The organism is Terriglobales bacterium (assembly GCA_035624475.1).
In the GTDB taxonomy this organism is placed as follows: Bacteria; Acidobacteriota; Terriglobia; order Terriglobales; family Acidobacteriaceae; genus DASPRL01.
In genome coordinates this window covers 1-10853 of record DASPRL010000258.1, presented here as the reverse complement: position 1 = coordinate 10853, position 10853 = coordinate 1, and the positions used below count along the sequence as shown (strand labels likewise).

The 10853-nt window shown below is 68.5% G+C and carries 7 protein-coding genes; 2 read left to right on the top strand and 5 right to left on the bottom strand.

What is annotated here, in order from left to right; genetic code table 11:
• The 3 genes from VEG08_10435 to VEG08_10425 form a co-directional block, all read right to left on the bottom strand.
• Positions 1–1210: chloride channel protein (locus VEG08_10435; GenBank protein ID HXZ28402.1), on the bottom strand; the 1210-nt coding region annotated here is incomplete at its 3' end.
• Positions 1207–2319, bottom strand: a complete 1113-nt coding sequence (locus VEG08_10430; GenBank protein ID HXZ28401.1) for a tetratricopeptide repeat protein — start codon at positions 2317–2319, stop codon at positions 1207–1209. The genes VEG08_10430 and VEG08_10435, both read right to left, overlap by 4 nt.
• 195 nt (positions 2320–2514) lie before the next feature.
• Positions 2515–3507 (bottom strand): energy transducer TonB, encoded by a 993-nt coding sequence (locus VEG08_10425; protein ID HXZ28400.1) that lies wholly within the window; start codon positions 3505–3507, stop codon positions 2515–2517.
• Between the two features lie 305 nt (positions 3508–3812).
• Here VEG08_10425 and ileS point away from each other — a divergent pair, with 305 nt between their 5' ends.
• Together ileS and lspA are read left to right on the top strand one after the other, a co-directional pair.
• The gene (ileS, locus tag VEG08_10420; GenBank protein HXZ28399.1) at positions 3813–6683 is read left to right on the top strand and encodes an isoleucine--tRNA ligase; all 2871 of its coding nucleotides are present in this window, start codon (positions 3813–3815) and stop codon (positions 6681–6683) included.
• A 22-nt stretch (positions 6684–6705) separates the two neighbouring features.
• Entirely contained in the window at positions 6706–7221 is a 516-nt protein-coding gene (lspA, locus tag VEG08_10415) for a signal peptidase II (GenBank protein ID HXZ28398.1), read from the top strand.
• An 85-nt stretch (positions 7222–7306) separates the two neighbouring features.
• Here the strand turns inward: lspA and VEG08_10410 are convergent, their stop codons facing one another.
• Complete coding sequence (locus VEG08_10410) at positions 7307–9580, bottom strand: transglycosylase SLT domain-containing protein (GenBank protein HXZ28397.1); 2274 nt, start codon at positions 9578–9580, stop codon at positions 7307–7309.
• Positions 9581–9592: 12 nt separating this feature from the next.
• On the bottom strand, positions 9593–10570 hold the full coding sequence (locus VEG08_10405; protein HXZ28396.1) for a GAF domain-containing protein: 978 nt from the start codon (positions 10568–10570) through the stop codon (positions 9593–9595).
• Between the last annotated feature and the right edge of the window lie 283 nt (positions 10571–10853).

Below are 10853 nucleotides of genomic sequence, written 5' to 3'. Positions count from 1 at the left end.
TGATGGAGTAGTCGCCGCTGACCTCCAGGATCATGAACACGGAGGTCAGGGGGGCACGCAGGAACCCGGCAAACAGCGTTCCCATCCCCACCAGCACATAGACGCCGATGGAGGTGCCCAGGTGGGGCAACAACAGGTGCTCCACGCCACCCACCGCGCCTCCGAGCATGGCCCCGATGAACAGCGTGGGAGCGAACAGGCCTCCGGGCGTGCCGCTGCTGAAGGAGAAGGTGGTGGAGAGGATCTTGGCGCCGGCCAGCAGGCCCAGGATCTGCCAGGTGTACTGGCTGTGCAGGGCCTGGTCGATGTATTCGTAGCCTGCGCCCATGACCTGGGGCAGGCGCAGTCCGATCACCCCGATGATCAATCCGGCCAGGGCGGGCTGCAGGTACTGCGTCCAGCGCGGCAGCGCCTTCAGGCGCGGGCGGATCCCTCCGATGAGCTTCTGGAAGACCACCCCGGCGATGCCACCCACCACCCCCAGGGCGGCGTAGGCCAGCAGTTCGGCGGGGCTGGCCAGGTTGTAGGCCGGCACCCGGAACAAGGGCTCCGAGCCCAGGAACCAGCGCTCCACCACTACACTGGAGACGGCCGAAAGCACCACCGCTCCCAGGATGCCGGCGCTCCAGCGCCCGATGACCTCCTCGATCACGAACAACACGGCGGTGATGGGAGCGTTGAAAGCGGCGGCCAGCCCCGCCGCCGCGCCCACCGGCGCGATCAGCCGCAGCTTCTCCCGCGAGAGACGCAGCCGCCTCCCGATGAGTGAGGCCAGCCCGGCCCCGATCTGCAGCGCGGGATCTTCCGGCCCAAGCGACTGCCCGCTGCCGATGGCCAGCCCCGCGGTGATGAATTTCCCGATCACCGTGCTGAAGGGGACATAACCGTCGAAGATGTAGAGCGCCCCCTTGGTCTGGTTCACGCCGCTGCCGCGGGCGCGGGGAAACAGGTGGATGACCAGCACCGCGATCACCAAACCCGCCAGTGAGGGCGCCAGCAGGACCCGCAGGGGTGAGGGCGCCAGGGCGGAGCCCAGCAGCCACAGTCGCCCCCAGTCGATGGCGATGCGGAAGCACACCACCGCCAGCCCCGCGAAGATCCCGATGATGACGGCCAGCAGCAGAAAGAGCTGCTCTTCCCCCATCCACAGCGGCCGCCGACCGGAGGTGGCTTGCGGGTTGGCTGCCGGCGCGGTTGCGGGACCGTTCATTGGCTGCCCTCATGCCGCCGCCGCGCGATGTACCACAGGGCCTGGTCGGCCCCGGTGGGTGGTCCGCAGCGGGCCGCGGTGGTGCTCTCCACGTCCAACAGCCACTCCCAGGCGCCCTGCATCAGGTCGGGATCGCGCAGAAAGCTGGCGGCGCTGGGCCGCGGACGCAGAAGCCGGGCGCGCGCTGCCAGTCCCTGCAGCTCCGTCGTCGCCTGCGGGACATCCAGGGACTCGCCCGCCTGTTGCGCGCACGCCCGCAGGCGCTGCCCAGCCCGCTGGTAGTCTTGCCAGCAGCGGTCGGCGCGTTGCCTGGCATTGAGGTTGGGAGCGAAGGGGTCGGCTTCCAGGATCGCAGTGCAGAGCTGCAGCAGGTCGGTGCTGGCGGAGTCCGACGGGTCCTGGTGCACCACCCGCTGCAGGTGGCGCTGTGCGTCACGGTAGTCGCCCAGCCGGAAGGAGGCCAGGCCGGCGCCCGCTTCCGCGCCCGCGGCCTTGGGGTCCAGTCGCAGCGCCCCATGGAACTGCTCGAGGGCTCGATTGGGGTTTCCGGCTTGCAGGAAGAGCCGGCCGATCTGTGTGAGCAGGGCGGGATCGCGTGGAGCGTTGGCCGCCAGCGTGATCAGGTCGGCCTGGGCCCCGGCATCGTCATGCTCGCGTACCAGGAACTGCGCAAACTCCAACCGCACCGCCAGGCGGTGCGCCATGGGATCGTCCTCCCAAACACCGTAGATGGAGTTGTTGAAATAGCGCCGGGCTTCGGAGCTGTTGCCGCTGCTCGCAGCCAGCCGCGCCAGTTGCAGGTTGATGATGCCGCTGGCCGGCTGCTGCGCCCACAGGGTCAGCAGGTAGGCGCGCGCTTCCTCGGTGCGCTGCGCGGCCAGCAGAGCGTCGATGAGGCGGAGGTGGTAGCGGGGATCGCCGCGGGAGAACTGCAGCGCGTTGCGGAAATCGTCGATGGCCGCCTGCGCCTGCCCCGCCCCCAGGTCGCTTTCGCCCCGCGCGAACCACAGCCGCCCCTCGTGGTCCTGGTGACGGTGGAAGGCGGAGACCAGGACCCCGGTGAGGGCGAAGAACACCACCGCCAGCAGGCCCAGGAATACCAACAGCAAAGACTCCTGGCGGACCCCCAGGCGGGTTCGTTCTCCGGCACGGCAGAAAGGACACGCGGCCTCTCGGTCATCGAGGAGCGCGCCGCAGTGTGGGCACTGGCCTGGTTCGGGCATCCGGATGCAGTCTATCGTAAGCCGATAAACCGGCTTCCGGCAAGATGGGTCCTCGGCCCGCGGACCAGCCGCGGCAACAGATCAGTACAGGTGGAAGTTGACTTCGACGTTGATGGCCACGGCCACGGGCTTGCCGTCCTTCATGGCCGGCTCGAAGCGCCAGGTGCGGACCGCCTCCAGCGCCTTCTCGTCCAGGCCCATGCCCAGAGAGCGGGCGACGCGAATGTCGCGCGGGTGTCCGGCGGCATCCACCACCACGTAGAGCACGCAGGTGCCCTGGTACTTGGCCTTGCGGGCCTCTTCGGAATACTCGGGATCGGGTGAATACACGATGCGCGGCGCCGAGACTCCGCCACCCACCCGGAAGATGCCGCCGCCGATGCCGCCGCCGCGGCCGGGACCCACGCCGGGACCGATTCCGGAGCCCACTCCGCCGCCCTCACCCGAGCCGATGCCGCCGCCCGAGCCGGTCCCGTTGGAGGGCGGGCCCATCACCTTGGAGAGCGGGTCGCCCAGTTGCGGCACGTTGGGCATCGGCACCTTCACCTGCGGCGGCACCACCACCGTAGGCTCCATGGGGAGCCGGGGATTCATGTTGCGGATCACCACCGCGGGTGGGGTGAACTGCTCCATGGCGCGCTTGGGCAGCTTGCCGAAAGAAGCCGCGAGCTTGTCGCGGTCGCCGCCGCCGCCGCCTCCTCCGATGGTGTCGTTCTTCTTGTTGGAGAGCGGGACGTAGGGCGAGATGTCGTCCGGGGAGATCAGCGACACCGACTGCTGCTGCACCACCTGCTTCACCATGCGGGCGCCCAGGATGGTCGCGCCCACCATCCCGCCCACGAACAGCAGATGCAGCGCCAGACTGCCCGCCGCCGCCTGGCGGGTGAAGTTGTAGTCGCCCCAGATGCTGCGCACGGGGATGGGCTTGGAGGTGAGCTGCAGGGGCGGCAGCTTCTGGGGGAAGAGCGCATCGCGCAGGTTGTTCACCAGCGACCGCAAGGCGGACTGGTTGGCCTCCTCCAGAAGCCGGTCGTAGTAGTTGTTGCTCCGCGGAATGAAAGACGGATTCGCCATGGCTCCCTGGTAGCTCTCCCTGACGCCCGGGTTCCCGTGCCGGCGGCGGTCTAGGTAAGAAGATGACCATCCGCCCTGCCGAGTTGCTTGCCCGGATAGGCAACCCCCGCCTCGTCCTGCCCGGACGGGTGCTTGCCAGCCCTATTCTCTCACTATTTGCCCCTTTAGATGCACCCGGAAAAAGAAGGGGAGCGGGAAAAGTGAGGGTGGGGGTGCCCGGCTTCGGACCGGTGGCCGCATAGACGCTCCCGGCGGCGCTCCCTATAATGGAAGTTCGTTCCCACAAAGTTTTCTCCGGAGATGCAATGGCGGCGCCGCCCGAACTGAAGGCCACCCTGAACCTGCCCCGGACCGACTTCGCCATGAAGGCGAACCTGCCCCTGAGCGAGCCCAAGATGCTGGCCCGCTGGCAGCAGATGCGCCTCTATGAGCGCATCCGGCAGGCGCGGCAGGGCGCGCCCATCTACGTCATGCACGACGGCCCGCCCTACGCCAACGGCCCCATCCACCTGGGCACCGCGCTCAACAAGACCCTCAAGGACTTCGTGGTCAAATCCCGCACCATGGCCGGCTGCGACGCACCCTACGTGCCCGGCTGGGACTGCCACGGCCTGCCCATCGAGTACAAGGTGGACAACGACCTGGGGCGCAAGAAGCTGCAGATGCAACCCTTGGAGGTACGGCTGGAGTGCCGCAAGTACGCCGAGAAGTACCTCGACCTGCAGCGCTCGCAGTTCCAACGCATCGGGGTCTTCGGCCGCTTCGACGAGCCCTACTCCACCATGTCGCCGCAGTACGAGGCGGTGGTGGCCGCCACCTTCTTCGACTTCCTGGAGCACGGCTTCGTCTACAAGGGCCTGAAGCCGGTGTACTGGTGCCTGCACGACCGCACCGCGCTGGCCGAGGCCGAGGTGGAGTACGAGAACCACACCAGCCCCAGCATCTGGGTGCGCTACCGGCTGCAGTCCGATCCACGCACGCTCGACCCGGCGCTGGCCGAAGCCCGCATCCTCAGGGACAAGCCGGTCTACACCATCATCTGGATCACCACACCCTGGACCCTGCCCGCTTCCATGGCCGTGGCCTTCCATCCCGACGAGGAGTACGTCGCCCTGGAGGCCGAGGACGCCATCTATCTGGTGGCGACCCGCCGCGCCACCGAGACCGCGGAGAAGTGCGGCTTCCCCCGCGCCCGCACCCTGGCCAGCCTGCATGGCCGGGCCCTCGAAAATATCTGGTTCTACCACCCTTTCCTGCCCTGGCCGGAGCGCAAGGTGCTGGGGGTGCTGGGCGAGTACGTGACCATGGATCAGGGCACGGGGGCGGTGCACACCGCGCCCTCACACGGCCCCGACGACTTCTACACCGGCGTGAAGTACAAGCTGGACCAGACCTGCAATGTGGACGCGGGCGGCCACCTGCGCAACGGCCTGCCCGAATACGACGGCCAGACCGTCTTCCAGGCCAACCCGCACATCGTCAAGCTGCTGGCGGCGCGCGGCGCCCTGCTGCACGAGGAGAAGCTGGAGCACTCCTATCCGCACTGCTGGCGCTGCCACAATCCGGTCATCTTCCGCGCCACCGAGCAGTGGTTCATCTCCATGGAGGGCAAGCTGGAGGGCGGCACCCTGCGCAGCCGCTCCCTGGAGGAGATCCAGAAGGTGAAGTGGGATCCGGCTTGGGGCGAAGAGCGTATCGCCAACATGATCGCCACCCGGCCTGATTGGTGCATCTCGCGGCAGCGGGTGTGGGGAGTGCCCATCGCCGTCTTCTTCTGCGAGGGCTGTGGCGAATTGCTGCGCTCCCCCGAGGCCAACCGCGCCGTGGTCGACCTGTTCGCGAGCGAGGGCGCCGACGCCTGGTACAAGCACGATGCCGCTGCCATCCTGCCCCGGGGGACGAAGTGCCCCAAGTGCGGCGGGGCGAACTTCCGCAAGGAGAGCGACATCATCGACGTCTGGTTCGAGTCGGGATGCAGCAGCCTGGCGGTGCTGGAGCACGAGCCTGGGCTGCGCTGGCCCGCCGACCTCTACGTGGAGGCCGGCGACCAGTACCGCGGCTGGTTCCACTCTTCCCTGCTGTGCGCGGTGGGCACCCGCAACCACGCTCCCTACCACGGCGTCGCCACCCACGGCTGGACCTTGGATCCCCAGGGGCGGGCCATGTCCAAGTCGCTGGGCAACACCGTGGACCCGGTGGACATCTGCAAGCGCCTGGGCGGGGAGATCGTGCGCCTGTGGGTGGGCTCGGTGGACTTCCGCGAAGACGTGCGCAACTCGGAAGAGCTGATGCAGCGGGTGGCCGAGAACTACCGCAAGATCCGTAACACCTTCCGCTTCATCCTGGGGAACCTGCACGGCTTCGATCCGGCGCGCGACCTCGTGGCCTTCGGCGAGATGCGGGCCCTGGACCGCTACCTGCTCCTGCGCGCCGCCGACCTGGCCGCCCAGGTGCGGCAGTGGTATGAGAAGTTCTTTTTCCACCGCATCTACCAGGCGGTGAACGAATTCTGCGTGGTGGACCTGAGCGCGGTGTACTTCGACGTGCTCAAGGACCGGCTGTACACCTCGGCGCCGCGGGCCCAGGCGCGGCGCTCGGCGCAGAGCGCGATCTGGCGCATCGGCGAGGCCCTGGTCCGCCTGCTCGCCCCCATGATGAGCTTCACCGCCGACGAGATCTGGCAGGCCCTGCCCGCCGTGGGCGGGCGCGAAGAGAGCGTCCACCTCGCCCTCTTCCCCACCCGCGAACAGGTGCTGGGGGATGCGGGAGTCGCCGCCGGCGCCGCGCAGGCTGCGGCCCTGATGGCGGAATGGGGCAAGCTCTTCGAGGTGCGCGCCGAGGTGCTTAAGGCTCTGGAAGGCGCGCGCCAGTCCGAACTGATCGGCTCCAGCCTGGAGGCCCAGGTCAAGCTCCTGGCCCCGGAAGGCCTTTATCCTCTGCTGGAGCAGCACCTGCGGGAGGGCACTCTGCGCGAGCTGTTCATCGTCTCGGGGGTGAGCCTGGAGCGCGGCCCTTCCGGCAACGGCGCCGCCGGCCTCCAGGTGGAGGTCAGCCGCGCCCCGGGGCAGAAGTGCGAGCGCTGCTGGAATTATTCCGTGCACGTCGGGGAGGACCCGTCGTACCCTACGGTCTGCGAACGCTGCAGCGCCGCCTTGAAGGAGATCACCCGCGGCTGACCCCGGCCTTCGACCCCAAGTTATGTCCCGGCCCCATGCAACCCGAACCTGGTTCTTCCTCCTCGCACTGGCGGTGCTGCTGGCCGACCGGCTCAGCAAGTGGGCGATCGCCAGCCAGATCCCCCTGCACGAGAGCCTGAACGTGATCCCCGGCTTCTTCCGCCTCACCCATGTGCAGAACCGCGGCGCCGCCTTCGGGCTGCTCTCCGACTCCCCCACCGCCTGGACCCTGGGCGCGCTCATCCTGTTCTCGCTGGTGGCGCTGGTGGTGGTCTCCGGGCTGCTATGGAAGAACAGCCACTCTGTGACCTGGACGGGGATCGGGCTGGCCCTCATCCTGGGCGGCACCCTGGGCAATCTCTGGGACCGCCTGCTGGACGGGCATGTGATCGACTTCCTGGACTTCTCGCTCTGGAGCTATCACTGGCCGGCCTTCAACGCCGCCGACACCGCCATCGTGGCCGGAGCGCTGCTACTGGTGGTGGAGATCCTCTTCGCCAGGCCCGCACATCACAGCAAGACCGTCAGCCCGCGCTGAGCCGTCGCCGGTCGCCAGTCTCCAGTCAGGAGCAGACTGTCGGCTCCGGCGTGGCTGCGCCGGCGACCGGCGACTGGCGGCTTCTTTACGGATTCCCGTAGAGCCGGCGGTAGACGCTGGCATTGCGCAGCACCGCCTGCACGTACTCCCGCGTCTCGGTGAACGGGATCGACTCCACGAACTCGGCCACGTCGCGGTAGGTACCGTCCTTGCGCCATTCTTCCACCCGATTGTCGCCGGCGTTGTAGGCGGCCAGGGCGTAGGCCAGGGTGCCGCCGTACTGGTCCAGCGTCTGGCGGAAGAAAGCCGTGCCTAACTGCAGGTTGACCTGCGGTTCCAGCAATCTCTGCGCCGAGAACGGCTGCAGGCGCACCTGGTGTGCCACCTTGCGCCCGGTGGATGGCAGCAGTTGCATGAGGCCCATGGCGTGGGCGTGAGAGACGGCCCGGGGATTGAACTCCGACTCCTGGCGGATGAGGGCGGCCACCACGAAGGGGTCCAGCCCCTGCGCGCTGGCCTGGCGGGTGAGGTCGTCCCAATAGACGCGCGGGAACAGGCCCTCCCAGAGGTCGCGCGGCAGGGCGGAAGGATCGTAGGTGAAATAGCTGGGGACGCTGCGCTTGAGCAACTGCAGGCCGCGATAGTAGCTGTCGCTCTGCTCATAGATGCGCAGCATCTGGCGCAGCGCCCAGCCGTCGTGGTTGGCGCCGTCTTCCGCCTGCAGCTCGCGCAGCGCGAGATCGTACAGGGCGGCGTTCTGCAGCAGCCGCGCGCGCTGGGCATGGACGTCCTCGGCCGGCGGCGTGCTGGCGAACTCCGGGGCCTTGGGCGCCGGAGGCAGCTTCGCCAGCAACGGGTCGGGGGGGAGCTTGCTGCCCGCCCCGATCGCGCGGATGCGCTCCCGTGCCAGGTCGCCGTAATAGTAAAGCCGATAGCGTTCGGCGAGCTTCTGATACCACAGCCGCGCCTTGTTGAGGTCCTGGTCCTCCTCCGCCAACCGCGCCCGCCAGTAGATGGCCGCCGGGACCTGGTTGGAGTCGGGATAGTTGGCAACCTGTTCTTCAAAGAGCTTCTTGGCCTCCGCCGTGTCGCCCAGCCGGAAGGTGAGCCACGCCGTCTTCCAGTGGGCATAGTCGGAGAGCTTGCCTTGCGGCGCGCGCCCGTACACCTCCTGATAGAAGCGGATGGCCCCCGGCAGGTCCTTCTGCAGCAGGCGCCCATTGCCGGCGTTGATCAAGAGCTGCGAGAGCCAGGGACTCTGGGGCGCGCTCTGCCGGAGCTGGCTGAGGAGCTGGATGTAGCGGTCCGAGTGTCCCGCCATCTCCGCCAGATAGTAGAGTCGCTCGTCGTTGCCGGTGGCGCCGGCCGGGATGCGCTCCAGCACGTCGCGCGCCGGCTTGTAGCGGCGGGCGTGATACAAGGCGCCTCCGTACGCCAATTGCACGGCGGCGAGATCGGAGGCGGGGACGTCGGGCAACAGCTTCTCGTACTCGTCGGCGGCCTCGCGGTACTGGCGCGCCTGGGCCAGCAGCTCGGCCCGCGTCCGGCGCTGCGCCAGCGAAGGAGGAGGCAACGCCGCCTGCTTCCCCAGGGCCCGGAGCTGGACCTCGGCTTCGTCGGCCAGCGGGCTCAGGGGCATGTTGTAGTAGACGATCCGGAAGGCCTCGGTGGCGTGCGCGCTGTCACCCAGGGCCAGGCAGGCCCGCCCCAGCGTCAGTTCGGTGTCCGGGCGGGCGGGAGCGCGATGGGCCTCCAGCAGCGCCCGGGCTTCTTTCGGCCGGTTCAGCCCCAGCAGCGCGTCGGCCTGCAACAGCACGGCGTCGTGCAGCAGGATGGAGTCGGCATAGTGGGTGGGAAAATCCTGCAGGACCTCGACCGCCTGCGCCTGCGAGCGGTTGGCGGCCAAGGCGCTGGCCAGAAGATAGTCCACGTAGTCGCCGACGACGCCGGCGTGAGTCCGGGCTTGGCGCAGCGGGTCGATGGCAGGGCCGTACTCGCCATCCAGCGTGTGGGCATAGCCGATGGCCAGCCAGGCCAGCGCGCCCGCTTCGTCGGCTGGGTGGCGGGTGGCGTAGGCCTCCACTCCCTGGTAGGCGGCGCGGCTGCGGCCCGCCAGCAGCTGTGCGGCCATGGGCCTCAGGTCGGCCGAGGCCACGAAGGCCTGCTGCGCCTGCTGGGCTCGCGGGGAAAGCGGAGCCTTGGGCGCGCTCTTCTTCCGCGGAGCTTTCCGGAAGGGGTGCTTCCGGGGAGCGGGCGCCGCCGGCGCGGGCGTCTCCGGCGGCTGTTGCGCCGGCGCGCCCAAGGGCAGGCAGGCAAGACCGAGGATCACGAGGACGAGTAGGGCCTGGCGGACGGACACGGTGTGATCAGATTACCCCGGGAAGCTGCTCCCCAGCACGGATTCGTCGTTGTCCGCCAGGATGCGGATGATGGCCTGGCGAAAGTAATCGCCCGAGGCGGCGGGCGTGTTGCCGTAGCGCTTCTCGTAGGCCGCCCGGCTCTTGTCGATGTCTTCCTTCAGCCGCTCGTAGAGATCTTTGTGGGTGCGTCCCTCCGCCACTTTGCCCTGGTTGTACAGCTTCAATTCGTCCACCAGCAGCTTGGCGAACTTCTTGGCCTTCTTATGGACCTCTTCGTGTTCCGCCGGGATCTCAGGCGCCACCGCCGGCGGAGGCGGAGCCGGCGCTTCTTCCGCCTTTTCCACCCGCTCCGGTTCCGCATCGGCCTTCTCTGCCGCCGGGCCCGCCTTGCGCGCGCTCACCAGCTCCAGCCAATGCCCGGCGCTGCGCACCAGTAGCTGCACCGCCGCGTGCTCCAGCTTGCCGCCCTGGGAGCCGGCGTCGGCATACACCACGGCCGGGACCTTGTCCCGCACCAGCAGCGGAACCACCAGGGCGTTGCCGTCGGCGGGATTGCCGACAGACTCGATGAAGCCGGGGTCGAACTCCGCGGCCGCGGCGGCGGCCGGGGTGCGCTCCTGCATAGCGCGCGCGGTCAGCCCCTGGCCGGCGTCCAGGCTCACCTTCTTGATGGCGTCCTCGTCCTCGAAGCCGCGCGACTCCCAGCCCGTGGCGGTGTTGCCGCGCACCACGAACAGGGCCACGCGGCCGCTGAACTTGGCGGCGCCGTTCAGCAGCGCGCGCAGGATGTCGGCCTGCGTGGAGCCGTCCTCGATGGAAGCCACGCTGGACTCCAGCACCGCCGTTGCCGGCGGCTCCTCGACCAGCAGCGGCGCCATCTCCTCGAGCACGCGCTTCACCACCTCCGCGCGCAGCTCTCCCACGCGCTGGTCGAAGATCTCGTTCACCACACGCTCAACTTGCTCTGCGACCGCCTTGGGATCAGCCATAACTGGGAAACGCCCGGGAGTCCGGGAGGGGTTCGGGGGTCTCCTCCCCGCCGCGATTATATGGGGTCTGTAGGACCTGTCAACCGGGGCCGCCTTCCGCCTCGCCCGCGGGGTGGGGTCTCAGTTTCAGAAGAAGCGATTCGGGAAGAGCGGCTTCTTTCTGAACACCCGAAACAGGATGGCAACCACTGCCCCGATCAGGACTGCCCCCAGCAAGAAGAACTTGGCGATAGGGAGCCCTACCAGCGCCAAGACCACAAAGCCAATCGTCACGATTATGGCG